Annotated in this window: 26 protein-coding genes; 12 read left to right on the top strand and 14 right to left on the bottom strand. The window is 33.7% G+C overall.

Annotation, left to right across the window (positions count from 1 at the left end):
• The 6 genes from CL818_RS07225 to CL818_RS07200 all read left to right on the top strand — a co-directional run.
• Positions 1-1,543 (top strand): beta strand repeat-containing protein (locus CL818_RS07225; protein ID WP_286972509.1); only part of this gene is annotated, 1,543 nt, incomplete at its 5' end.
• A gap of 239 nt (positions 1,544-1,782) precedes the next feature.
• A complete protein-coding gene (rpsA, locus tag CL818_RS07220) occupies positions 1,783-3,642 on the top strand; it encodes a 30S ribosomal protein S1 (protein WP_272973116.1) in 1,860 nt (619 codons plus the stop codon).
• A 149-nt stretch (positions 3,643-3,791) separates the two neighbouring features.
• Positions 3,792-4,340, top strand: coding sequence for a bifunctional pyr operon transcriptional regulator/uracil phosphoribosyltransferase PyrR (gene pyrR / locus CL818_RS07215; RefSeq protein ID WP_013187809.1), 549 nt, complete (start codon positions 3,792-3,794; stop codon positions 4,338-4,340).
• Between the two features lie 2 nt (positions 4,341-4,342).
• Positions 4,343-5,272: an aspartate carbamoyltransferase catalytic subunit gene (locus tag CL818_RS07210; protein WP_013187808.1), complete on the top strand. Its 930-nt coding sequence runs from the start codon at positions 4,343-4,345 to the stop codon at positions 5,270-5,272.
• Positions 5,272-5,604, top strand: coding sequence for a ribonuclease Z (locus CL818_RS07205; RefSeq protein WP_272973117.1), 333 nt, complete (start codon positions 5,272-5,274; stop codon positions 5,602-5,604). Before CL818_RS07210 ends, CL818_RS07205 begins: the two co-directional genes overlap by 1 nt.
• 9 nt (positions 5,605-5,613) lie before the next feature.
• The gene (locus tag CL818_RS07200; RefSeq protein ID WP_272973118.1) at positions 5,614-6,519 is read left to right on the top strand and encodes a ribonuclease Z; all 906 of its coding nucleotides are present in this window, start codon (positions 5,614-5,616) and stop codon (positions 6,517-6,519) included.
• 4 nt (positions 6,520-6,523) lie between these two features.
• Here CL818_RS07200 and CL818_RS07195 read toward each other — a convergent pair whose 3' ends face one another.
• The gene (locus tag CL818_RS07195; RefSeq protein WP_272973119.1) at positions 6,524-7,621 is read right to left on the bottom strand and encodes an endonuclease; all 1,098 of its coding nucleotides are present in this window, start codon (positions 7,619-7,621) and stop codon (positions 6,524-6,526) included.
• Between the two features lie 5 nt (positions 7,622-7,626).
• A complete protein-coding gene (locus tag CL818_RS07190; RefSeq protein ID WP_272973120.1) occupies positions 7,627-8,838 on the bottom strand; it encodes an RsmB/NOP family class I SAM-dependent RNA methyltransferase in 1,212 nt (403 codons plus the stop codon).
• Between the two features lie 108 nt (positions 8,839-8,946).
• Between CL818_RS07190 and CL818_RS07185 the strand changes: the two genes are divergently transcribed.
• The gene (locus CL818_RS07185; RefSeq protein WP_272973121.1) at positions 8,947-9,981 is read left to right on the top strand and encodes a sialidase family protein; all 1,035 of its coding nucleotides are present in this window, start codon (positions 8,947-8,949) and stop codon (positions 9,979-9,981) included.
• On the opposite strand, the gene CL818_RS07180 is transcribed toward CL818_RS07185, so the two are convergent.
• The 6 genes from CL818_RS07180 to tsaE form a co-directional block, all read right to left on the bottom strand.
• Positions 9,978-10,442, bottom strand: coding sequence for a hypothetical protein (locus CL818_RS07180; RefSeq protein ID WP_013187802.1), 465 nt, complete (start codon positions 10,440-10,442; stop codon positions 9,978-9,980). The genes CL818_RS07185 and CL818_RS07180 overlap by 4 nt on opposite strands.
• A 1-nt stretch (position 10,443) precedes the next feature.
• The gene (locus CL818_RS07175; protein ID WP_272973122.1) at positions 10,444-10,959 is read right to left on the bottom strand and encodes a hypothetical protein; all 516 of its coding nucleotides are present in this window, start codon (positions 10,957-10,959) and stop codon (positions 10,444-10,446) included.
• A 31-nt stretch (positions 10,960-10,990) separates the two neighbouring features.
• The gene (locus CL818_RS07170) at positions 10,991-11,536 is read right to left on the bottom strand and encodes an RNA polymerase sigma factor (protein ID WP_013187800.1); all 546 of its coding nucleotides are present in this window, start codon (positions 11,534-11,536) and stop codon (positions 10,991-10,993) included.
• A gap of 69 nt (positions 11,537-11,605) precedes the next feature.
• The gene (locus CL818_RS07165) at positions 11,606-11,980 is read right to left on the bottom strand and encodes a DUF4258 domain-containing protein (RefSeq protein WP_272973123.1); all 375 of its coding nucleotides are present in this window, start codon (positions 11,978-11,980) and stop codon (positions 11,606-11,608) included.
• Positions 11,981-12,050: 70 nt separating this feature from the next.
• Entirely contained in the window at positions 12,051-13,250 is a 1,200-nt protein-coding gene (locus CL818_RS07160) for an alanine dehydrogenase (RefSeq protein ID WP_013187798.1), read from the bottom strand.
• A 38-nt stretch (positions 13,251-13,288) separates the two neighbouring features.
• Positions 13,289-13,693, bottom strand: a complete 405-nt coding sequence (gene tsaE / locus CL818_RS07155; protein ID WP_502692223.1) for a tRNA (adenosine(37)-N6)-threonylcarbamoyltransferase complex ATPase subunit type 1 TsaE — start codon at positions 13,691-13,693, stop codon at positions 13,289-13,291.
• Positions 13,694-13,816: 123 nt separating this feature from the next.
• On the opposite strand from tsaE, the gene CL818_RS07150 reads away from it, so the two are divergent.
• The 3 genes from CL818_RS07150 (at position 13,817) to CL818_RS07140 (ending at position 17,207) form a co-directional block, all read left to right on the top strand.
• Positions 13,817-15,103, top strand: a complete 1,287-nt coding sequence (locus CL818_RS07150) for a mechanosensitive ion channel family protein (RefSeq protein ID WP_286972499.1) — start codon at positions 13,817-13,819, stop codon at positions 15,101-15,103.
• 61 nt (positions 15,104-15,164) lie between these two features.
• Entirely contained in the window at positions 15,165-16,262 is a 1,098-nt protein-coding gene (locus CL818_RS07145) for an endonuclease/exonuclease/phosphatase family protein (RefSeq protein ID WP_286972497.1), read from the top strand.
• Between the two features lie 21 nt (positions 16,263-16,283).
• Positions 16,284-17,207, top strand: coding sequence for a mechanosensitive ion channel family protein (locus CL818_RS07140; protein ID WP_286972496.1), 924 nt, complete (start codon positions 16,284-16,286; stop codon positions 17,205-17,207).
• Here the strand turns inward: CL818_RS07140 and CL818_RS07135 are convergent, their stop codons facing one another.
• The 3 genes from CL818_RS07135 to CL818_RS07125 all read right to left on the bottom strand — a co-directional run bounded on the left by CL818_RS07135 (position 17,208) and on the right by CL818_RS07125 (position 19,859).
• Positions 17,208-17,597 (bottom strand): acyl-CoA thioesterase, encoded by a 390-nt coding sequence (locus CL818_RS07135; RefSeq protein WP_286972494.1) that lies wholly within the window; start codon positions 17,595-17,597, stop codon positions 17,208-17,210.
• 10 nt (positions 17,598-17,607) lie between these two features.
• Complete coding sequence (locus tag CL818_RS07130) at positions 17,608-18,483, bottom strand: DUF72 domain-containing protein (protein WP_286972492.1); 876 nt, start codon at positions 18,481-18,483, stop codon at positions 17,608-17,610.
• Positions 18,484-18,638: 155 nt separating this feature from the next.
• Positions 18,639-19,859: a multidrug effflux MFS transporter gene (locus tag CL818_RS07125; RefSeq protein WP_286972490.1), complete on the bottom strand. Its 1,221-nt coding sequence runs from the start codon at positions 19,857-19,859 to the stop codon at positions 18,639-18,641.
• A 131-nt stretch (positions 19,860-19,990) separates the two neighbouring features.
• Here CL818_RS07125 and CL818_RS07120 point away from each other — a divergent pair, with 131 nt between their 5' ends.
• Positions 19,991-20,548 carry a DUF4251 domain-containing protein gene (locus CL818_RS07120; protein ID WP_286972488.1) on the top strand — a complete coding sequence of 186 codons (558 nt, stop codon included), beginning with the start codon at positions 19,991-19,993 and terminating at the stop codon, positions 20,546-20,548.
• Positions 20,549-20,652: 104 nt separating this feature from the next.
• Here the strand turns inward: CL818_RS07120 and CL818_RS07115 are convergent, their stop codons facing one another.
• Entirely contained in the window at positions 20,653-21,429 is a 777-nt protein-coding gene (locus CL818_RS07115; RefSeq protein WP_272973130.1) for a DUF1206 domain-containing protein, read from the bottom strand.
• 269 nt (positions 21,430-21,698) lie between these two features.
• Here CL818_RS07115 and CL818_RS07110 point away from each other — a divergent pair, with 269 nt between their 5' ends.
• Entirely contained in the window at positions 21,699-22,310 is a 612-nt protein-coding gene (locus CL818_RS07110; protein WP_272973131.1) for a hypothetical protein, read from the top strand.
• A gap of 21 nt (positions 22,311-22,331) precedes the next feature.
• Here the strand turns inward: CL818_RS07110 and CL818_RS07105 are convergent, their stop codons facing one another.
• The gene (locus tag CL818_RS07105) at positions 22,332-24,221 is read right to left on the bottom strand and encodes a monovalent cation:proton antiporter-2 (CPA2) family protein (protein ID WP_272973132.1); all 1,890 of its coding nucleotides are present in this window, start codon (positions 24,219-24,221) and stop codon (positions 22,332-22,334) included.
• Positions 24,218-24,820, bottom strand: a complete 603-nt coding sequence (gene kefF / locus CL818_RS07100; protein WP_286972483.1) for a glutathione-regulated potassium-efflux system oxidoreductase KefF — start codon at positions 24,818-24,820, stop codon at positions 24,218-24,220. Before kefF ends, CL818_RS07105 begins: the two co-directional genes overlap by 4 nt.
• Between the last annotated feature and the right edge of the window lie 23 nt (positions 24,821-24,843).

Below are 24,843 nucleotides of genomic sequence, written 5' to 3'. Positions count from 1 at the left end.
CTTGGATGCAGGAGCATTCACGGCAGATGGTGGTCCAGGAAACGGAGGAGCAATCCACGTTACGGGTCCAGGAAACAATACGATCACAGACGGATCTGCTTCAGGAAACTTAGCAGCAGCTGAAGGTGGTGCGTTTTGGAATGGGTCTGGAACAATGTTAGTTACTGGAACTTCATTTGATTCAAATATTGCAAGTGGAGTAGACGCAACCAATGGTGGTGGTGCTTTGTTTAATATCGGAGGTACACTTACTGTATCTGGTGCTTCAATTACAAATAACGTAGTTGATGGAACATCAGGTTCTGGTGGTGGTATTTTAAATGTAAATGGTGGTATACTTTCTGTTACAGATACTGATATTTTAGGGAACTCTGCATCTCGTGCAGGTGGAGGAATCGAAGATAACTCGACTGTTGATTTAGGTGATGGCGCATTAGTAGGATCTGTAACTTTATTTGGTGTTCAGCTTAATAACAATATTGCTGGAAGTGCACCAGGAAATGGAGGTGGTTTACACCTTACAGGTGGTGCAGACTCTAACATTACAAGTAGTGTTATTAATGGTAATACAGCATCTAATGAAGGTGGTGGTGTTTGGAATGGATCTGGAGTTATGACAATTTCATTAACTACTATTGATGGTAATACAGCCAACGGCGCTGCAGCTACTAATGGTGGTGGCGGAATATTCAACAATGCTTCAGGAACTATAAATTTAAATACATCAACAGTATCTAATAATGTTTCAACTGGTGCAGCTGCTCAAGGTGGTGGTATACATAACAAAGCTACTACAACGCTTAATATTACAGCAAGTACTATTTCAGGAAACACTTCGGCATCTAATGGTGGAGGAATTTATAACAACGGAACAGCATCTATACTAAATGCTACTATTGCAAATAATACTGCTACTGCAAACGGTGGTGGTGTATCTGGAGAGTCTTCTGTTACAGTTAAAGGTTCAATTATAGCCACAAATACTGCCGCTACAGGAACAGATGTAGATGGTACTTTTGTATCAAACGACTATAATTTAATAGGTGATGATAGCGGTAATGCTTTCCCAGAGTCTGCAAATGATATTGAGAATGTGAACCCAGCAATTGGGCCATTAGCAGATAACGGTGGTACTACATTAACTCATATGTTATTGAGTACTAGTGCTGCAGCAAATGCTGGAGATCCAGGAGATACTTCTTTAGATCAAATAGGAAATGCAGTTTTCGGTGATGCTAGAGACATAGGAGCACTTGAAGACCAAGATGCCTTAGGTGTAGAAGATTTTGGTAACTCGCTTAGCGATACAGTGCTTTTCCCAAATCCTTCAACTAATGGAAATGTTAGTTTAAACATTCCTACTAATATTACAAATACAGTAACTATTAGAGTGATAGATATGACAGGAAAGCAAGTACACACACAACAAGCTACCTCTGGATCAGTAACTCTTAACTTAAATAGGTTAGCAGTTGGTACTTACTTGGTAAATATTTCTGATGGAAATACAAGTAGCACTTTAAAACTGTTAATGAGTAGATAATCAATTTTTATAATTGTTAGCTGAGAATCGCTTCAGATTAATTTCTGAAGCGATTTTTTTATGAAATAGATTATAATAGTGGTTTGATAATCAATAAAAAGATTGTATTTTTGCACACCTTTAGCGAAAGTTAATGGAAGACTGAAAGTATACTGAAAATCAATTTATTAATACTTCTACATCTTTTTTCGCATAATGTCTTCCTAAGTAAATGTAGAATACAAATTAATTAATCAGCAATGGCTGAAGAAAAAACAACTCCAAAAGTCTCAGAAGAGCAAGTAGACACTCAAGCTACAGCAACTGCAGAAGAGACTACAAAAAAAGCAAATTACATCTCTCCAGCTCAGGAAAACCCTGAGAAGTTCCTTGAGGAATTTAACTGGGAAAACTACAAAGAAGGTATTGAGCCTATCGATGAAGGGAAATTAGATGAGTTTGAAAAATTAGTAAAAGACAACTTTGTTGATACATTAGATGATCAGTTAACTACTGGTACTGTTATTAACATTACAGATCGTGATGCTATTATAGACATTAACGCTAAGTCTGAAGGTGTAATTTCTCTTAATGAGTTCCGTTACAATCCAGATCTTAAAGTTGGTGACACTGTAGATGTAATGATTGATGTGCGTGAAGATGCAGAAGGTCAATTAATATTATCTCACCGTAAAGCACGTACGATTAAAGCTTGGGAGCGCGTAAATGACGCTCACGACGATGGTACTATCGTTAATGGTTTTGTAAAATGCAGAACTAAAGGTGGTATGATTGTAGATGTATTTGGTATCGAGGCATTCTTGCCAGGTTCTCAAATAGATGTGAAGCCAATTCGTGATTACGATGCTTACGTTGGTAAAACAATGGAATTTAAGGTTGTAAAAATCAACCATGAATTTAAAAACGTTGTAGTATCTCACAAAGCGCTTATCGAAGCAGATATCGAAGAGCAGAAAAAAGAAATTATTGGGCAGCTTGAAAAAGGTCAAGTACTTGAAGGTACTGTTAAAAACATTACATCTTACGGTGTGTTTGTTGATCTTGGTGGAGTTGATGGATTGGTACACATTACAGATCTTTCTTGGTCTCGTATTAACCATCCAAACGAAATCGTTGAGCTTGACCAGAAACTTAACGTTGTTATCCTTGACTTTGATGAGGACAAAACACGTATCCAACTTGGTCTTAAGCAACTAAGCAAGCACCCTTGGGAAGCACTTGGTGATGAGCTAAAAGTTGGTGATACAGTAAAAGGTAAAGTAGTTGTTATTGCAGACTACGGTGCGTTTATTGAAGTAGCTGAAGGTGTAGAAGGTCTTATCCACGTTTCTGAAATGTCTTGGAGCACGCACTTGCGTTCTGCACAAGATTTCGTAAATGTTGGTGACGAGGTAGAAGCTCAGATCTTAACTATGGATAAAGAAGACCGTAAGATGTCTCTTGGTATGAAGCAACTTTCTCAAGATCCTTGGACAGATATCACGTCTAAGTATCCAGTTGGTTCACGTCACGAAGGTATTGTACGTAACTTTACAAACTTTGGTGTGTTTGTTGAATTAGAAGAAGGAATTGATGGATTAATTTACATCTCAGACCTTTCTTGGACTAAGAAAATTAAGCACCCATCTGAGTTCTGTAACGTAGGAGATAAACTAGAAGTAGTTGTTCTTGAATTAGATGTTGAAGGACGTAAGTTAAGCTTAGGTCACAAACAAATTGAAGACAATCCTTGGAACAAGTATGAAGGTGAGTTTGCAGTAGGTACTAAACACACTGCTACTATTTCTGACATAGTTGACAAAGGTGCTACTATTGAATTTAACGAAGATATTACTGCATTTGTACCACAACGTCACCTTGAGAAAGAAGACGGAAGCAAATTAGGTAAAGGTGAAGAAGCAGAATTCGTAATTATTGAATTCAATAAAGAATTCAAGCGTGTTGTTGCATCTCACATGTCTTTACATAAAGAAGAAGAAGCTAAAATTGTGAAGCAAGCTGCTAAGAAAGCTTCTGAAGCAAATGCTGACAAACCAACACTAGGTGATGCTAACGCAGAACTACAAGCGTTGAAAGATAAAATGGAAGGTAAGAATTAATTTCTGCTAACTATTGCACATAAAAGCCTTTCAGATTAAATTCTGAAAGGCTTTTTTTATTAATTCAATTTTAATTACAGTCTGTATTGGCTGTGTGCTGTAAACTTTCAATAAAATCATTACTTTTGTGTTATAGAAGACCACACTTTATGAGTCAGAAAGTATTATTAAATGCTAAGGAAGTCAATATTATTCTTCATAGGTTGACTTGTCAATTAATAGAGAATCATAAAGATTTTTCAGAAACCGTTTTAATAGGAATTCAACCAAGAGGAATTTATTTAGCACAACGCATAAAGTCACTTTTAGAAGAAGATTATAAAATTCCTAATATTAAATTAGGAGAACTAGATATAACGTTTTTTAGAGATGATTTTAGAAGGTCAACAAAAATACTTGAAGCTAACAAAACACGTATAGACTTTCTAATTGAAGACAAAAGGGTAGTGCTGGTAGACGATGTTCTGTATACAGGAAGAAGTATTAACTCTGCCTTAACTGCGTTACAAAGTTTTGGAAGACCAAGACATGTTGAGTTACTTATATTAATAGACAGAAGATTTAGCAGACACTTACCAATACAACCAGATTATAGAGGACGACAGGTAGACGCTATAAATGAAGAACAAGTAAAGGTGCATTGGAAAGAAAATAACCAAGAAGACACCATATATTTATTACAGGAAACAGAGCAGTAGCTATGAGTGAATTAAGTGTAGACCACTTACTGGGAATAAAATACATTACCAAGGATGATATAAACCTCATTTTTGAAACTGCCACACAGTTTAAAGAAGTAATTAATAGGCCAATTAAAAAAGTGCCTTCGTTACGAGATATAACAATTGCCAACTTATTTTTTGAAAACAGTACCCGTACAAGGCTATCTTTTGAGTTAGCTGAAAAACGTCTTAGTGCAGATGTTGTAAATTTTTCTGCAGCATCATCTTCTGTAAAGAAAGGTGAAACATTAATAGATACAGTTAATAACATCTTATCTATGAAAGTAGATATGGTTGTTATGAGACACCCAAATCCTGGAGCTGGAATATTCTTATCTAAACATATAAACGCAAGCATAGTTAATGCTGGTGATGGTGCACATGAACATCCAACTCAGGCGCTGTTAGATTGTTTTTCGATTAAAGAAAAATTAGGAGAGGTTAATGGGAAAAACGTGTTAATTGTTGGAGATATCTTGCATAGCCGCGTTGCATTAAGCAATATTTTAGCATTAAATTTACTTGGAGCAAAGGTTAAGGTTTGTGGTCCTAAAACTTTAATTCCTAAATATATAGAATCTTTAGGAGTTTCAGTTGAAACAGATTTGCGAAAGGCATTGCAATGGGCAGATGTAGCCAATATGTTGAGAGTACAAAATGAACGTATGGATATTAGTTACTTTCCTTCTACTCGAGAATACGCACAACAATTTGGGATTAATAAGTCCTTAATAGAATCTTTAGATAAAGAATTAGTAGTAATGCATCCTGGACCTATAAACAGAGGTGTCGAAATGACTAGTGATGTTGCAGATAGCGAAAATGCTATTATACTAAACCAAGTTGAAAATGGAGTTGCTATACGAATGGCTGTAATATACCTATTAGCATCAAAAATTAAACAATAATGAATCTTACCAAAGAAGAAAATTTCTACATCATAGAAGATGATAGAGATGATATTAAAGATTTTGCATCTTTCATAGACTATAAAAGAGCACATTTTTCTAATCAAAATCTTATTATCAATTTACTGAAATATGGCACTTTAACTTTAGAAGAGCTTTTAATGTTCTTAAAGTCTTCTAACGATCATAGAGGAGACAACAAATCTTTTGTAATTGTAAATGACACTATAAATATTGATACTGTACCAGATGAGCTAATGGTAGTTCCTACACTACAAGAAGCTAAAGATGTAATTCAAATGGAAGATATTGAGCGTGATCTTGGATTTTAAAATTAAATTATGAAGCTTACCATAATTGGTTGCAATGCCGCTACACCTACAACTACAGGATACCCAACTGCGCAGGTGTTAGAGGTAAATAACCAAATGGTATTAATAGATTGTGGTGAAGGCACGCAAACTGCCCTAAGAAAAAATAAAATCAGATTTTCTAGAATAAATCACATCTTCATCTCACATTTACATGGCGATCATTTTTATGGATTAATTGGCTTAATTTCAACATTTAGTCTTCTTAAGCGTGAAAAAGATCTTCATATTTTTGGCCCTAAAGGTCTTAAGGAGATTATATTACTTCAATTAAAGTTATCTAAATCTTGGACTAACTTTAAATTATTATTTCACGAGCTTGAAAGTAAAGCCTCTGAAACAATATTAACTCATGAAAAATTTTTAGTTCAATCCATTCCGCTTAAACATAGGGTTTATACTAATGGTTTTCTTTTTAAGGAACAACCAAAAGAAAGGAAACTCCTTATTCATAAAGCTTTAGAATACAACATTGACAAAGTGTATTATAAAGGTATTAAGAAAGGAAAGGACGTTGTTTTAGAAGATGGTACAATAATACCCAATAGGGAATTAACAGAAGATCCTCCAAAAGTGAAGTCTTATGCTTTTTGTAGTGATACCATGTATACAGAATCAATAGTTCCTATAATACAAGGCGCTACTGCTCTTTATCATGAAAGTACATTTTTGGAGCAACATAGTGAGTTGGCAAAGCTTACAAAACACACAACCGCTGTGGAAGCTGCACACATAGCAAAAAAAGCAAATGTCGGTTTGTTAATTTTAGGACATTTTAGTACTAGATATCCAGATTACAATATGTTTAAAAACGAAGCAATCTCTGTATTCGAAAATACAGAGATTGCTAAAGATGAAAGAGTATTTGTGTTTTAAACGCTTAGCGTCTAATTAACTTTAATGTTTTAAACTGTTGTCCTTGCTGAATTTTAACAAGATATACACCAGAAGCTAGATTACCTATATTGATTCTAAAAGCTTCAGAAGTACCTTTAGTGATTAACACACGATTTCCTAAGATTGAATAAATTTCAACTATAGAATTATCAGCATTAGGTAAGTTAAAGTTTAATGTGTTACCATTTGTAGGATTAGGATACATTTTAAACTCTTGCAATACAACAGTATTCGTTGATAAAGAGTTTCCCCAAATTTCAAAAACCCAATCTTCATTATCAATAAAAGGATTTCTATTACCCTGAAAATCAAATATTGCTTCTTGTCGTTGTAGTTCTTTTGCGCTTACAGGATCATTTACGTGCCATTCATAAAGCATATTTAATGCCCAATCTTCAAAAACCTGATCCGAAGATCCATCAAGCATAGAGTCGCCATCTGTATCATTAGTTTCCCATCCGCTAATTAAATTTTCGTAGCGCGTAGCAACGTAAAAGTATTGTCTTGCTATATCTCCCTTAAATTCATCAATAGGTTCAAAAACATTACCGGTAGGACCTGCCAATGCGCTAGAGCCTATCTTAGAGCCATTGTTAGATGTGTATGATACATTAGAAACTTCGCCGTATGCTAAATTTCCTCTCATACCGTTTACTTTTTTGTCTGCTGGTATTACGTGAAAAGGGTCAGTAAAAATTGGTAACCCATCATTATCAAACCAGCTTCTTGGAAAAGAGTGTTCTCTATTAAAAAACTCACATTCATTTCCGCCACCAGAGCCCATATCTTGGTCTACTACAAACTCAAAATCACAATCTGAATACATTTCCCAAACAAAAGTGTTTCCGTTTTCTATTCTAGAGTCAGAATCTTCATAAACATCCCATAAGTCGCCATAAGACTGTGGCATATGAAAAGGTTGCCCATTGGCATCATCTACATTATCTATAATATTGTGTAATGCAGTTTTTAAACTATAGCCTGTTTGGCCTTGAGCATTATTATAATAACCCGATGGTGCTTGAGCAGCAAGCGTTAAAGTTAAACAGCATAATGCTGTAAAAAGTAATTTTTTTCTCATTTCAATTAACTATTTTTTTCTAATAATGCCATGTAAAATCCATCATAACCTGATGTAGATGATAGCATTGATTTATCTTTTATTAGTTTAAAATCTTTTCCTTCGTCACGCTTTAAGAATGCTTTTACCTGCTCATTATTTTCGCTAGGAAGAATAGAACACGTAGCGTAAACCATCTTACCGCCAGACTTTACCATTTTTGAGTAGCTATTTAATATTTCAGCTTGTGTATTTCTTAGCTTATCTAAAAATTCAGGCTCAAGTTTCCATTTTGCATCTGGGTTTCTACTTAAAACCCCTAAACCACTACAAGGTGCATCAATAAGAACACGATCTGCTGAGTTATAGAGTTTTTTTACAACCTTAGTACTATCAATATGTCTTGCTTCAATATTATGAGCACCAGCTCTTCTTGCACGGCGTTTAAGCTCTTTTAGCTTATTTGCATAAATATCTAAAGCTATAATTTGACCTTTATTTTCCATTAAAGCTGCAAGGTGAAGGCTTTTTCCGCCAGCTCCTGCACAAGTGTCTATAACTCTCATTCCGTTTTCAACATCCAAAAAAGATGCCACTAATTGTGAGTTTGCATCTTGTACTTCAAACAAGCCATCTTTAAATGCCTTTGTAGTAAATACGTTTTGGCGCTCAACAAGTTGCAGAGCATCATCATAACCCTTTACAGGTTGAACTACAATATTTTCATCAAGTAATAAGCTCTTTAGCTTACGTGTGTCTGTTTTAAGAGAATTTGCTCTTAATATAACTGGAGCTTGTTCATTTAAAGCTGCTATTTCTTTATCCCAAACTTTACCTAATTCTTTTTCACCTAGTTCATCCATCCAATCAGGAATAGATTCTCTAATTTTTCTAATCTTGCTCAACTCATCAAAACGCCCTTTTATACGACGTGTTGGAGTAGGCTCTATCTGTGGCCAGTCTGGTAAATTAATTCCTCTTAGTACACACCAAACAGCAAAAAGTCTAAAAAGATTTTCTCTTGAAAAAGGTTCTTTAACTTCAGCTATTTCAGCATAAAGGCGTTTCCACCTTACAATATCATAAGTGGTTTCTGCAATAAAAGCACGATCTCTTGCTCCCCAACGCTTATCACGTTTTAAAGCTTTTCCTATTTCCTTGTCTGCATATTTACCTTCGTTAAAGATGTCCCTTAAGGCATCAATAGTAGCAAATACAAGATTTCTGTGAAGACGCATATATAAAAAATTAAGCCTGCAAAGGTAAGATTATAATAAGAATAGACCTATATTTAAAGCATGCATTTTAATTTTAAAACCATTGTTTATTGCACCTTATTTTTAATAATGGGATGCAAAACCACAACAGAAGAAGTTGCTAACTTTTCATCTGTAGATATTGAAGTTATATATACTAACGAAGACCTAAGTATTAGAGGTTTAGAGATTATAGCTGAAGATACATTAGCCTTAGCGTATAATACCGGTTTTGGAGTATTAAAACGACAAGGTAATAAGTTTGATGATAGCCAGATGTTCTTTAATTTTCCATCACCAAAACAAGATTCTGTCTTCTCAACTTTAGCGTTTAGAAGTGTTGCTGTTAATGATGCGCTTTATGCATTATCAATTGGTAATCCTGGAACGTTAATTTCTTTACCTTATAAAAATAAAGACGCCACAATATCTATAGTATATACCGAAGAAGGTGAATCTGTATTTTATGATTCTCTTGCATTCTGGGATTCTATGGATGGTATTGCTATGGGAGATCCTACAAATGGTTGTCTTTCTATACTTATCACTAGAGATGGTGGCTTAACTTGGAATAAAATTGCTTGTGAAGATTTACCGCCATCTTTTGATGGTGAAGCTGCTTTTGCTGCAAGTGACACAAATATTAAAGTGATAGGAGACAAGGCTTGGATAATTTCTGGCGGTAAAGCTAGTAGAGTTTTTTATACTGAAGATAGAGGATATACCTGGTCTGTAGCAACAACTCCTTTAATACAAGGAAAAGAAACTACTGGTGGTTACTCTATAGATTTTTATGATGAAACCAACGGATTTATTGTTGGTGGAGATTATACACAACCTGATAACAACTCTCAAAACAAAGCTGTTACTATAGATGGTGGCAAAAGTTGGTCTTTAGTTGCTTACAACTCTGGAATTGGTTATAAAAGCTGTGTACAATACGTACCAGAAGGACAAGGTAAAGCATTGGTTGCTGTAGGCTTTACAGGGATTAGCTTTACTAGTGATGCAGGAAAAGAATGGAAAACACTAAGTGATGAAGGTTTTTACTCTATAAGGTTTTTAAACCCTACAACTGCATATGCAACTGGTAAAGGTAGAGTAGCTAAACTAACCTTTAATTAAGGTTGCTCCTTACGTTTTTCCTCTTCTTCTTTGTGACGCCTTTCTCTATACTCTTTTAGCAAACGACGTCTAAAGTCATCTTCTGCTTTAAAAAGTTTAATTGTTTTCTTTTTTGAAATTACAGGCGCAAGGTTTTTAACCAAGTTTCTGCGTTCTTTTACCTTATTTTCTTCTATGCTGATAAAAGTTTCTACAAGTTGAGCAGATTTACTTTCTGAAAGCTCATCACTACAATTGCGAAGTTCGTCTTTAACCTCTTTGTGCTCTCTTACATACAGATCATGTAATCGTTCACTATATGCATTGTAAATAGGCCAAAATTTTTGAGCTTCTTTACTAGTTAACTCAAGTTGCTCTGTTAGGTAAGCGGTTTTAAGAGCTTCGATACGTTCTTTACTATCTGGTTGCGCCATAGCTGCAACAGATATAAAAAGGATAAATAGGGTGATATATGTTTTCATATTATTCAGAATAAAATGATTGATCGTCTATATTGTTTTCTAAATATTCTAAAATGGCATCATCATCTACATCAAAACTAGCTGTAAGTTCTGTGTTTTCATATAATGATGTAATATCAGATAAGCTAATGTCTAAATAGCCTTCTTCTAAAGCATCTTCAATACTTGTAATTTCAATAGTATCAAACGTTAATGTGTTTGTTTTTTGTATGTTAACCACCATCATACAAACAATTAATACAGCTGCAATTGCAGATAGGTACCAATAGTTTAAGCGAATGGTAGGTGTGTTAGATGTAGAAGTTTCATCAGCATCTTTCTGAATATTAAGCTTAGCAAAAACGCTATCTTCTACAGTATTAAAATAACCGTCTGGAATAGTAAAACCATTAGGCGTATTCTCTTTAAGTTCATTTTCAGTACTTAGTTTAGAGAACATACGGTCTTCAAATCCATCAAAATAATTAGTTGGAGTTTTAAAACCTGAAGCGTTATGTGATTTATTATTCGTTTTCATTATTAATTTGACTCTTATATACTTAAAAGGTTTAATTTGTTTTTAAGTACTCTTCAATTTTTTTTGAAGCCAAGTGATAACTAGCCTTTAAAGACCCTTCACTTGTTTCTGTAATCTCTGAGATATCAGCATACTTTAATTCCTGAAAATATCTCATATTAAAGACTAGGCGTTGTTTTTCTGGTAATGTAGCTATAGCTTCTTGTAATTTTTTAGCAATCTCATCGCCTTCAAAATAAACATCGCTTTCTAAATTTTCAATAAGACTTGTTTGTAGCTCCTCATCTGTTATAGATTTTCTTTTAGCCTGTTTGCTTAAAAATGTAAGAGCTTCATTAGTTGCAATTCTATACATCCAAGTGTATAGCTTACTGTCTCCTTTAAATTTATCTATATATCTGTAAATCTTGATAAATGTATTTTGAAGCACATCATCTGCATCGTCATGAGACTTAACGATATTACGAATATGCCAATATAACCGTTCTTTATAATCGGCCATAAGCTTCCTAAAGGCTGTCTCTCTTGTGGCCTTGTCTTTAAGCTGAGTTATAAAAAGTGATTGATGATCTTCCAAGTACTTAAGATATCTTACTAATGGTTAGACGGTTATTTACAGAAAAGGTTTAATCTCCTTAAAAAAATATTATTCAACTAGTTCTACATCACTAATTGTAGCTTTCTCTTTGCAGTTTTCTGCTTTAAATTTAAATTCTTGATCGCCTTTATAATGTGAAATTGCATAGATATTACAAGAGTCTAAATTTGTATTACTTTCAGAAAAGATAACATCTCCGTTTAGTAATGCCGCTGAAATATCTGAAGTATCTAACTGTATTCTTGCCATTTCTGCTATAGCCTCGCTAGTAAATATGCGATCTTTAAGCTTTATGTTTTTTAAAACTCTTGACTCTGGGCCATAGTCACAGGAAGCACGTTTGCCTCCCAAGAAAAATATGAGGATAATTATGCCTACAACAAAACCACCTAAATAGTAGCTCACACGATGTATAAGTTTCACAATAGAAAATTAAAGGTTAGGGTGCAAATTTAGAAGTTATATCTCACAAACCGTAAGGTTTGGCAGCAGATTAAAATATAAGTAGGTTAATGTCTCTATAATTTAAATCAAACCACTCTGCAACAGACCTGTTAGTAAGTACGCCATGATAAAAATAAATGCCATTTCTTAAGCCTTTATCAAACCTCACAGTATCTTCTAATCCACCTTCTTCGGCAATGTGTAACAGGTAAGGTGTAAAGATGTTACTAATAGAAACAGAAGCTGTACGCGAATATCTTGATGGTATATTAGGTACACCATAATGAATAACACCGTGTTTTACATGAATAGGTTCATCATGGGAAGTTATTTCACTAGTTTCTACACAACCACCCATATCTATACTAACATCAATAATAACTGATCCAGCTTTCATTTGCTCCACCATTGTTTGAGTTACTAATACAGGAGCTCTATTATTACCTCTTACTGCACCAATTACAACATCGGCTCGCTTTAAAGCTTTCATTAAATACTTTGGTTGTAGGGTAGAGGTATGTAGTGGCCTACCAATATTGGTTTGTATACATCTTAATTTTGTGATAGAATTATCGAACACCTTAACATTGGCTCCCAAACCAACGGCAGATCGTGCTGCAAACTCACCGACAGTTCCCGCACCTATAATGACCACTTCGGTTGGAGGTACTCCACTAATATTACCAAACATAAGTCCTGTACCAGGTTTTTGACCACTCATTATTTGAGAGGCAATTAAAATAGACGCTGTTCCTGCTATTTCACTTAACGCTCTTACAGCTGGATATGTACCATCTTCATCTCTTATAAACTCAAATGCCAATGCTGTAATACGTTTTTCAGCTAGCTTTTGAAAATAAGATTTATCTTGGGTTTTTAGTTGAAGTGCAGAAATAAGAACCGAAGCTGGATTCATCATATCTATTTCTTCGTGAGTAGGTGGCTCTACCTTAAGAATCATAGGACAAGAAAATACTTTTTGCGTATCCTGTGTAATCTTAGCACCAGCCTCACTATAATCTTTATCTGTAAAACGTGCACCTTCACCAGCACCAGACTCCATCATTACTCTATGCCCGTGAGCTGTTATAGCTGCAACAGCATCAGGAGTAAGACATATTCGCTTTTCTTGATAGGAGTTTTCTTTCGGGATACCTATAAAAAGTTCGCCTTTTTGCTTCTTAACTTCTAGCTTTTCTTCTTGGGGCAATAATTCTGCTTTAGAAAATGGTGTACTAGGTTTACTCATGAGTCTTGGTTAGTGCTTACTTAGTAAAGTTAGAAAAATTACTNTAATGTAAGTTGCCTAGTATCAGAATTGATTGCTAATAATTTAATGGTGTGTACTTGATCTTCCAAAAATGGCGTGGCAATGTCTGGCCATTCTATAAAAACATAGGCGTTNTCTGTAAGATAGTCTTCAAAACCAATATCATATAANTCATCTTCATCTTCAATTCTATACAAATCAAAATGATATACTTTATCAGTTAATCCTTGATATTCATTTACTAAAGAAAATGTTGGACTTCCTGTAATATCATTTACACCTAAACAACTTGCTAAGGCTTTTATTAAAGTAGTTTTTCCAGATCCCATTTCTGCTTCAAATANAATAGTTTTATACTTAAACATTTCTATAAGTTGTGCTGCAATGTCATCTATTTCTGAAAGCTTATAAGTAAGTGTCATCTCTTTAAAAATATGCTGCAAATATAGAGATATCTTATATGTGTTTTTAAATCCTTTTCCTACAAATGATTTATACATTAGTAATGCCTCCTTGTAAACTTTGGTATCTTTGTATTATAAATTATGAATATGTCTATTAACGAGAAAGCGCTTTCTGAATACGCTTGCTTTTTTCAAGATTTGCTTACATCACAAGGTATGACGGTGATAAATGCAACTATGCTTGGCGTTTTATTAAACTGTCTGGTTTTTGGAACAGCAGTCTATATGCTAGATCGCTTTTTAAGATGGGCAATTGTTGAAGGTTTTAGAGCATTTACCATTAAAAGTAAAAATACTTTTGATGATCATATGTTGCAGACCAACTTTCCNAGGTATGTAGCACATATTATTCCTGTAACGTTAATAAAATTAGCGTTACCATATTTGGTTTACGATTTTCCAGAAACGCTAGGTTTCTTTACAACCATAATTAACATATACGTTATATTCCTTGCGGTACGCTTGTTAAGAAGTATTTTAAGAAGTACTAAATACTATTTAAGAACNAAAGAAGAGTATGCAGACAAACCTATAGAGAGCTATGTTCAAGTATTAATGATCATACTCTGGGCAATAGGAATTATATTAGTATTGTCTCAATTATTCGGTACTTCTATCAAAGAGTTTGCATTATCTCTTGGTGCAGTATCTGCAGTAATACTTTTAATATTTAAAGATACCATCCTAGGATTTGTGGCAAGTATACAAATTTCTGTTAATGACATTGTTAGGATTGGAGATTGGATAACCTTTAGCAAATATGGAGCAGACGGTTATGTTACAGAAATAAACCTTGCTACTGTACGCGTTCAAAATTTTGATAACACATATACTACCATTCCTACATACAGTCTTATTAGTGATTCTTTTCAGAATTGGAGAGGAATGCAGGAATCAAAAGGGCGTCGTATAAANCGTAGTATTTTTATTAAACAAAGTTCTATTCGATTTCTTAATGATGAAGATATTGAGCGNTTAAAGAAAATTCAGCTTATATCACCTTATTTAGAGCATAGACAAAAAGAAGTGATGCGTTTTAACAGAACACATCAAATAGATAAGTCTCACATTGTAAACGGTCGAAATCAAACTAANTTAGGAGTGTTTAGAAATTATGCAACTGCATATCTAAATGAAAATGAATTAATTAACCAAAATCTATTTTTAATGGTAAGGCACTTGGCACCTACAGAACATGGTATACCATTAGAGATATTTTGCTACACACACCATAAACAATGGGAGAAATACGAGCTTATTATGGCAGATATTTTTGACCATCTTATTGCAGCCATNGAGTATTTTGATTTAGAAATCTTCGAGTTGCCATCTGGAAAAGATGTACAACGTGCGCTAAGAAATGATTAACAAGTTGTTGGCAGAAGTTTGAGTGACTTACAAGTATATTTGTGTTACTTACAACTAACCAATGACAAAACAACATCTCTACAACGCAATCAAAATTTTTGGTTGTATCGTTATCGTATTAACGCTTTTCAGGTTTGTCTCACTAGATTTTTGGTGGGTAAGAATATTCGATTTTCCACACGTACAACTTACCTGTATTACAGCGACAGCTTTAGCGTTATACTTTATAAAATTTGATTACAAATGGTTAAACGACTATATTATTATAGGCGGTATTATAGCTTGTTTTATCTTTCAGATCTCTAAAATTTATCCTTACACACCGTTGTCTTCAACAGAAATTGGAAATGTAACTGAAGACGAGCAACACGACAGTTTAAAAATTTATGTGGCCAATGTTCTTCAAAAAAATAAAGAGCCTCGTTTTTTAATAGATGAGATTAAAACAGCAAATGCAGATGTTATCATTCTTACTGAAACAGATAAAATTTGGCAGAAAAATATTNCTCCTATTGTTAATGCGAGATATCCNTATCAAGTAGAAGTNCCACAAGACAATACTTATGGCATGCTACTTTATTCAAGAAAAGAACTTGTTAACCCTAAAGTCATGTTTATGGTAGATGATGGTATACCATCCATACACACCAAAGTAAAGCTAAACAACACACAGTTAGTGCAATTGTATGCTATACATCCAACGCCACCAATGCCGCAACACAATCCAACATCTTCAGATAGAGATAAGGAGATGATGCTTACAGCACAATTAGCTTCTAAATCTGAATTGCCAGTTATAGTAACAGGAGATTTTAATGATGTGGCGTGGTCACAAACNACAACATTATTTCAGCGTATAAGTGGTTTGTTGGATATGCGAAAGGGAAGAGGATTTTTTAATACATTTAATGCAAATAATCCTTTAATGCGCTGGCCTTTAGATCATATGTTTGTNTCTGAGCATTTTAGAGTTATAGAAATAGGCTTAGGAAATGATATAAACTCCGATCATTTTCCATTTTATGCCTCACTATCTTTTGAACCTGAAAAGGCAGCCGAACAAAAAATGCCGCCACCAACTAAAGATGAGTTGAGTAGGATGGAAGAGCAGATTAAAGGAAAGCCAGGCTTTGAGATGATAGATGAAATAACGAACTAAATAAAAGATTCACTTTAAATTATGTTACTATTACAAGCAACTACTACTAATAATGAATTAACAATAGTAGAGTCTACAGTAAACTTTTACAATGCGTTTATTGCACAACTTCCAGCAATNGGGTTAGGCTTGCTCATCATAATTTTAGGTGTANTNATAGGGACTTGGATAGGTAACTTCTCACGTAGGCGTATTTCTGCACGTACACAAGATCCTTTAATGAGTAAGTTTTTAGGAAAAGCTATACGGTTTCTNTTTATAGTTGTTGCNATAATGATAGGATTACGTGCAGCAGGTTTGGGTGGTATTGCTACTGGTATTTTAACTGCTGCAGGTGCAAGTGCCGTAGTGTTAGGTTTTGCCTTTAANGATATAGGTGAAAATTTTATAGCAGGTATAATACTTACNTTTAACAGACCATTTGATGTAAATGATACTGTAGCCATAGGCGATAATTTCGGAAAAGTAAAAGAGTTAGAGTTTCGGTATACAAAACTTAAAACTTTTGACGGTAAAGATGTGTATATCCCCAATAGTGATGTGCTTACAGAACCTGTNACCAATTATACNGAAGACGGCTTTTTTAGATGGGATTTCATNATAGGAATAGCCTATGAAGATAATATTGAAGGNGCTAAAAAAGTAGTATTAGAGGCTTTGAGAAAAGAACCCAATGTTGTTGAAGATGAAGAACATGTAAATTTTGTGATNGAAGATGAACTTGCAACTAGTACAGTAAACTTAAAGGTGTTCTTTTGGGTAGANACCTATGATTTTAGGCGTATGGCACTTATTACCAAGGGAAATGTGGTAAGAAATGTAAAAGAAGCACTCGAAGAACACGGTTTCTATATGCCAGCAGATATTCAGGAAATTAAACTTTATGGTGGTGAAAAAGAATTTCCTGTTCGTATNGCACAACAGNTAAAAGAACCTNAAGANTAATTATTTAGCCATACGGTCTTTTTGATATTCTATTTGNGTCTTACCGTGTGGTTTTGGTTTTCCATCTTCACCTAATGCTACCATTATAATAGTATCNATAGTAATAATTGTATCGTAGGTCATTTTATTACGCACTTCACATTTAAGTGTTAGGCTAGTGGTACCGTACTTAATTGGTTCTAAACCTATTTCAATGATATCTCCTTTTCTGGCAGAGCTCGCAAAATTAATNTCACTCATATATTTAGTNACCGTTTTAGGGTTTTCTAGTTGAATAATGGCATAAAGTGCTGCTTCTTCATCTATCCATTCTAATAGGCGNCCTCCAAATAAAGTGCCGTTTGGGTTAAGGTCTTCTGGTTTTATCCATTTTCGGGTGTGAAAATTCATAGTTTATATTTTAAGTTAACATTGTTGGAACACTAAGCTGTGTTCCTAATTTTTTATTTGCTTGTTTAATAACATAAGCTGCTAATAACGGATGATCTTCATTTATCTTTTGATGTATAAACAAGTATATATTNTGCAAACCTTGCTTTTGCCAAGTTTCAAATTTATGCATCCATTGGTCNAATCTTACTTTATCTTGTTCNGTATTAACNCTATTAAANCTAATAAACGCTGTATTTGTAGTTAAACGCATAGAAAGTACATCTCTTCGTCCNGGAGAATCTGTCATTATAAGNGTTACTTTATAAGNTTCAAGAATATCACACAATGCTGTNAATACTTTAGGGTCTTCAAACCAACCTTTATGCCTAAACTCAATTGCAAGAGGAATATCCTCTGGAAATTTCTGCAAGAATGGTTCTAGTCGATCTATACTTTTAGGAGCAAAATTATGTGGCATCTGTAAAAAACACATTCCGAGTTTTTCTTCCAATTGTATAACACTAGCTAAAAACTGATCAAGATAGGGTTGGGCATCTTCAGATAAGCGTTTAAAGTGACTTATATTTTGAACTAATTTCGGAAAGAACTTAAACCCTTTTGTTGTCTTCTCATTCCAAAGTTTAAATTGTTCTGGCAGAAAAATTCTATAAAACGAAGCATTTAATTCTATAGCATTAAACTGTGTGCTATAATANGGTAACTCATCTTTTGTTCCTTTCGGATAAAAATCCTTAAGCTCTGTCTTACTCCATTTAGCACAGCCAATATAAAGGTTAATTTTTCCGTTAACTGTACAATTATTAAGAACACGTTTGGTCTCAAAATGATCTGGAGGTAAGGTGAAATCTACCAATTCNGGATTGTCTACTTTTCCAAACTTCATNTTAAATGAGATTACATTTATATTCTTTACTAGCTATTACAAAGGTAGTTGTAAACGCTTAGAAAAAGTGATTAAACACACAGCTAAACTCTATATAACTATAAGNGTTTAGGATTATAAAAGCTTTAAAATANATTGAAAATGTATTAGCTTAATTAAGCTTTGCCGGTTTGTAGTTGTAGGCGTTTTTCACGCTTTAAATAAAACAATAATAGGAGAGAAATACCACCACAAATTGAAAAGCCTATAAATAGAGGTAGTGCAGTACCACTAATATAACGACCAATAAATATACTAATAGGCACAGCCATAATAGTTGAAATAAATCCTGTGATAGCAGAAGCAATTCCTGCAATATGTCCTACAGAATCCATAGCCACAGCACGAAGATTACCAAAGAGAAANCCGATGGCAAAAAACTGACACGCAAAAAAGCCTAACAATACCCAAACACTAGGATTAGGACTGTTATAAAACACACATACATATATAACAGATACTACAAAAAAGGCTAGGAGTGAGGTACTTATAAGTTTCTCCATACCATACTTAATTACTAATGAACTGTTTAATAAAATAGCACTTCCTATTGAAGCTGCCAANCCAGCAAAAATAAAAGGAAACTCATCTTTTAACTGGTATTGTATTTCAAAAATTTGTTGNGAGCTACTTAAGTAAACCATAAAAGAACCTGTGACAAATCCTGAGATTACGGTAAAAATAATAGTGCGTTTATGTTTTATGAGTTCTTTAAAACCTTCAGTAAATACTGTTGTNGANACCTTTTTTTTATGCTCTGCAGCTAATGTTTCTGGTTGGCGTCTCCAAAACCAAAGGCATACTAAAATGCTTATTAACACCTGTACATAAAATATACCTTGCCAATTGTAGGCATCTAAAATAAATTTACCCAACGCAGGTGCGATAATAGGAACAAGAATAAAGACTACGGTAACAAAAGACATGATACGCGCCATATAATCTCCAGAATACATATCCCTTATAATGGCAATACTAATTGTACGTGGTGCAGAAAGCCCGACGCCTTGTAATATTCTACCAATAATCATAACCTCTAGGCTATTAGCAAGAACACAAATCACACTTCCTATAAAGAAAATACCAAACCCCATATAAACAACAGGCTTTCTTCCTAAACTATCGGATAGCGGACCAAAGATTAACGGACCAACACCAAGACCTAAAAAGATCATGATNATAAGCANTTGGTTGTTTACTATATCTGTAACACCAATTGCAGCACCTATAACGTCCAGAGCAGGTAATAAAGCATCAATAGTTAAGGCTACTACAGACATTAAAGATGCCATGAGAGCCACAAATTCTAACTGAGATTGTGCTTTTTGATTTTGCATCCTGCAAAAATACTCTATGTTTTGCTCTCAAAATTTGTAATTTACTTAAGGTCTTCTTAAATTATGTAGGTTTAAAATTAACCTATGTTTGTGGTATTAGTTTTGATATATATTATGTAAAATAAGAACGTATGAAATGGTTAGTATATATAGTAATAGCATTAAGCATAGTAGGTTGTGGTACTGCTAAAGAACCTACAATTGAAGAACAAGAAGCTTTTAATACTCTTAAGTCTTTTATAGCTGAAAAAGATTTTACAATACTTTCAGATTATGCAAGACCACAAGCGTCNAGCGGATTAAACAGTTTACAGAATTCAAATATTCTTGGNAACGGAAATTCTGTGGCAGGAATTAGTTTACAGGGAAACCCNAATTATTTAAAAGTNACAAACGATACCATTTCTGCGCANTTACCATTTTATGGAGAACGACGNATAGGAAGNGGATTTGGATCAAACGGTGCAATAGATTTTAANGCACAGCCAAANAANTATAANGNNATTNAAAATGATAAAAAACGTGCTGTNGANATNTCATTTGATATAAAGGGAAACTCTGAGTTGTACACCATAAACCTAACTNTATTTTCAAATAANCGNACNACATTATTAGTTACAAGTTCACAACGTACTAATATAGAATACACAGGTAAGGCAAAGCGAACTACAAATGAATCTTTAGAATAGAGGAAACAGTTTTAATTACATCTTAAATACAAAATATTCTATTTTACATAATATAAATTATAGNACAANTGTNNTNTATNNTGAATATTAAGTAATATGTCTAATCAGGATTTAATAAGCTTATTAGAATATTTAGCTTTAATAAGCATATATACACCATATGCTATTAAGCCAATTGAAATGCTTATAAATACCACATCTCCAAAGTTACCTTTCAAGAACTGAAACGCTTGTTCTTTATTTACAACGTTACCTTTACCATATGTTAACATACTTTTAAAGATTAGGTATACCGTAATTGCAATGACAATACCACGTGTAGTAAGTCCTAATTGACCTGAATTTACCAATAGTTGTTGTCTTTTACTATCTAAACCAAATTCTTGTATCTTTTCTTTGTACTTACCAGAATACACTTGATAAAGTTGATACATAGCTTTAGCTAGCAGTCCTATTCCTATTAAAACAAGCGCAATTTGACCTATTGTACTGTCTAATAATGTTTGGAATGATCCGCCATTGGATGAATTTACATTTAATAGTATTTTAATTGCTGTATAAGACAAATACCCATAAAACAATGCACTAAAGAAAAATCCAATTTTCTTGGTTATGGTTTTAAAATTATTTGAGTTGTTTTCTTTGTCTATAAACGTTTGATAAAGTCTCCAGAACACATAACCTGTTAATCCTATTGCAATTATGGCTAATATAACTTGACCGTAAACTTGTTTGGCTAAGTATTTAAATGCTCCTAAACTTCCAGTTTCTTTTCCACCTAAGCCTAAGGTTGTCATAGCACTAAGACCACCTATTAGAAGATATATAATTCCTTTAGTAGCAATTCCAAATTTCGCAAAATACTCTCTTTTGTTTGTCATGTAAAAAGATTAATCAAAAATGAAAGTACGCTAAAGAAAACCTTCTCTATATACATATAACACAGGTTTAACATTCGTTTGAAAAATTAAATTAATACTAATATTACTAGTCATAAATATGTACTATTTAAATGTAGAAGCTGGTAATTGCGTTTAGATCATTCATTTGATTTGTACAACGTTAATTGTAAGTTATCAACTCTACTTCAGACTATAGATTTACTTTCAATTCTTACCCAATTTAACTAACTTGCATATAAACTTATCTTATGAAAACTCTTACTTGGTCTTTACTATTACTAATTGTTGTTTCAGGATGTGCTTCTTCTAAAATAATACCTACGCAATGGGCTTCCAATGACTTTAATGCAGAGCAAATTAATACCTTGTTAGTGTATGCCAATACAGAAGACAAAGCTTTACAGGTAGATTTTGAGAATATGGTAGCTACAGCATTAACCAACAAAGGCGTTACCATGTTTAAAATGCATGATGAATTTCCAGATATAGAATACAAAGAAAATCCGTCTCAAGAAGAGATTAAAGAATTTGTGGCAGACTGTAAAGCAAAAGGTATTTACAATGTTTTATTGGCTTCTCAAAAAGCTGTTAAGGTTGATACTGTAAGAAAACATACGCTACATAATTATATGAATTCTTTACAGCCTTTAAAATTAGGATATACAGGTTCAGAAAATCTTGAGTATGATAAAAAGGAATTAACATCTTATACTATTGAAGCTGCCGTATACGATATAGCAAAGACTGCTGAAGATAAGCCAATTGCCACCACTACTCTAGTGGCTAAAAATCCAAAATCTAAGGATAAAGTAAAAGAACAATTCTTAGAGGCTATCATTGCGCTTTTTGAAAGTAACTAATTAAGTTAAAGGGTGATAAATTTAAGTAGATTTAGAGGTTTTTAAAGTGTTACGTATATGCTCACCATCCCAATGGTTATCATAATCTACAACACCACGCTTAAAGTCTTGCTCTAATAGCTTTTCTTGTTCCTCTAGTTCTTTTCGAGCTTTAAAAATGTAGTCTTCCTCTCGTTTAGGCTCTTTTGCTAATCGCCTCAAGCTAGTTTCATCGTATTTAATAAAATTTTGCACTTGTCTGCTAAGCGTATACTTTCTGAATCCTAACTTGTTTAAAACATCACTCGCCAATGCTAAAGATGTATCTAAAGTTTCGCGGTAAATATTTTCATGACCTAGGTTTAACAATTCATAAGCATCATATCTGTTTTTAGTACGAATCATAAGTTCAACGTGAGGATACTTCTCTTTAATTATTGAACTTATAGCTTTGGAAACGCCAATTTTATTTGTGGCACAAATAACAATTTTAGCTTCAGCAATACCTGCAGACTCTAACAGATCTAACCGTGTGGCATCTCCATAATACACTTCAAACCCCATTTTTCTTAAGAAATCTACTCTATTAGAATCTTGATCTAATATGGTTGCTTCAACACCATGAGACCGTAAAAACCTTCCTATTGTACTTCCAAAATGACCAAATCCAACTAATATAATTTTTTGAGATTTTGCAATATGATCCATTGGTCGTTTAATAGATTCTTTGGTGCCAAATCTCGGTAGTAGTAAGCGCTCATTTAAAAGACCGATAATTGGTGTTAAAGACATAGATAATGCCGTTATAACTAGCATAATATCTATTTGTTCTTGGTTTAAAATATGTAACTGAAATGCAAAAGATAAGAGTACAAATGCAAATTCACCTACTTGAGCTAAACTAAAGGTAAGCAGTAGTTTTTGATCTAGTTTTAATTTAAAAACTTGTGCGGTGATAAATAATACTGCAGCCTTAAGTACTATGATGGCCAACAAAATACCGCCTATAGTAAACGGACTTTTAGCTATAACAATAAAGTTTATTGAAGCACCAACAGCCATAAAAAACAACCCTAAAAGTAAATTTTTAAAGGGTTCTAGAGTGCTCTCTAATTCGTGTTTAAACTCACTATTAGACAATACCACACCACCTAAAAAGGCTCCCAATGCAGGACTTAATCCCACAAACTCCATTAAGAATGATATGCCGAAAACAATTAAAAAGGCAGCAGCAATTAGCATTTCACGAACACCAGTTTTTGCAACTTTGCGCAACATTGGTGCTATTAAATAACGGCCTGCCAACACTATTAAAATTACAGACACTATAATTGCTAAGGTTTGAAAACCAATAGGTAAGCTTTCAATTAAACTAGCAGTATTACTATGATCATTTGTTGAAGGCTCTGAAGATGCATTAGAAAGTAATGGTAATGCTCCTAACATAAAGATTACTATAATATCCTGAAATAATAGTATAGAAAATGAAGACGAGCCAAAAGTAGTCTCCATAAGTCCTTTTTCCTTGATAGTCTGTAAGGCAATTGCGGTAGATGATAGTGCAACGGCCATTGCAATTACTAAGGAAACTTGCCAAGTATAACCCATCACATAGAAAAATGCGTAGGTAAATATCATGGTAAGCCCTACTTGAATACCACCCATACCAAGTATAGATTTTCGCATTTTCCAGAAATTTTTTGGTTCAATTTCCAGGCCTATTAAGAATAGCATTACCACTACTCCAAATTCTGCGAAGTGTAAGATATCGTCACCTTCTTCTCCTATAAAACCTAACACATAAGGTCCTATTAACACACCAGCTAACAAATACCCTAAAACAGAGCTTAACCCTAACCGTTTAACAATTGAAACGCAGATTATTGCACCTGCCAAAAATACAATAGCTTGAAATAGTAAACTTCCTGTCATGTTACTGTATTTTTTAACTGTGGCAAATCATTTAAAAAAGGACAATCCTTAAATGCTCCTAAATGAAATTCATCTTGCAGAAGATCTAATAACTTATCATAATCTTCGCAATTCTTTTGCAAAGCTTCATCAGATAATGTGTGTGTTCCCATAGCTGCAAATGGTGGTAAATAAGTCATACCACAAAGGTTTGCAGTTTGCTCAAACGGTCTTAAAAATTGCTCAACTGTAAAGCTGTTATATCCTTGAGAACAATATACGTCTTTAGAGCCACCAGTTGTTATTGCATTTAAACAGGTTTTACCCAATAAGGCATTACCATTTGGACCATAAGCCCAATCAAATTCCAAAACCATATCTATCCACTGTTTCATAAGTGGCGGACAGCTATACCAATAAAACGGATGATGCCAAATAATAACATCATGAGCGCTTATTAGTTCCTGTTCATAAGCTACGTTAATATGAAAATTGGGATAATGTTCATACAAATCATGAACATATACGTTTTCCTTATCTTTAATTTGATTAATTAGTGCCGAGTTGGCTCTAGACTTCTCAAATTTAGGATGTGCAAACAGGATTAATATTTTTTTCATCTTACGAATTTAATCGAAATTTA

It is taken from the genome of Croceibacter sp., assembly GCF_002716225.1.
Classification (GTDB): Bacteria; Bacteroidota; Bacteroidia; order Flavobacteriales; family Flavobacteriaceae; genus Croceibacter; species Croceibacter atlanticus.
Note: the sequence above shows the minus strand (reverse complement) of the source record. Positions and strands in the feature narration are given on the sequence as shown.

Bases quoted from the DNA above. Each gene is read 5' to 3' on its own strand.
- CL818_RS07190 (WP_272973120.1), bottom strand. From the start codon at position 8,838: ATGCGTCTTCACAGAAATCTTGTATTTGCTACTATTGATGCCTTAAGG.
- CL818_RS07105 (WP_272973132.1), bottom strand. From the start codon at position 24,221: ATGACAGGAAGTTTACTATTTCAAGCTATTGTATTTTTGGCAGGTGCA.
- rpsA (WP_272973116.1), top strand. From the start codon at position 1,783: ATGGCTGAAGAAAAAACAACTCCAAAAGTCTCAGAAGAGCAAGTAGAC.
- CL818_RS07175 (WP_272973122.1), bottom strand. From the start codon at position 10,959: ATGAAAACGAATAATAAATCACATAACGCTTCAGGTTTTAAAACTCCA.
- CL818_RS07160 (WP_013187798.1), bottom strand. From the start codon at position 13,250: ATGAGTAAACCTAGTACACCATTTTCTAAAGCAGAATTATTGCCCCAA.
- CL818_RS07195 (WP_272973119.1), bottom strand. From the start codon at position 7,621: ATGAGAAAAAAATTACTTTTTACAGCATTATGCTGTTTAACTTTAACG.
- CL818_RS07200 (WP_272973118.1), top strand. From the start codon at position 5,614: ATGAAGCTTACCATAATTGGTTGCAATGCCGCTACACCTACAACTACA.
- CL818_RS07210 (WP_013187808.1), top strand. From the start codon at position 4,343: ATGAGTGAATTAAGTGTAGACCACTTACTGGGAATAAAATACATTACC.
- kefF (WP_286972483.1), bottom strand. From the start codon at position 24,820: ATGAAAAAAATATTAATCCTGTTTGCACATCCTAAATTTGAGAAGTCT.
- CL818_RS07205 (WP_272973117.1), top strand. From the start codon at position 5,272: ATGAATCTTACCAAAGAAGAAAATTTCTACATCATAGAAGATGATAGA.
- CL818_RS07180 (WP_013187802.1), bottom strand. From the start codon at position 10,442: ATGAAAACATATATCACCCTATTTATCCTTTTTATATCTGTTGCAGCT.
- CL818_RS07115 (WP_272973130.1), bottom strand. From the start codon at position 21,429: ATGACAAACAAAAGAGAGTATTTTGCGAAATTTGGAATTGCTACTAAA.
- CL818_RS07185 (WP_272973121.1), top strand. From the start codon at position 8,947: ATGGGATGCAAAACCACAACAGAAGAAGTTGCTAACTTTTCATCTGTA.
- CL818_RS07110 (WP_272973131.1), top strand. From the start codon at position 21,699: ATGAAAACTCTTACTTGGTCTTTACTATTACTAATTGTTGTTTCAGGA.
- pyrR (WP_013187809.1), top strand. From the start codon at position 3,792: ATGAGTCAGAAAGTATTATTAAATGCTAAGGAAGTCAATATTATTCTT.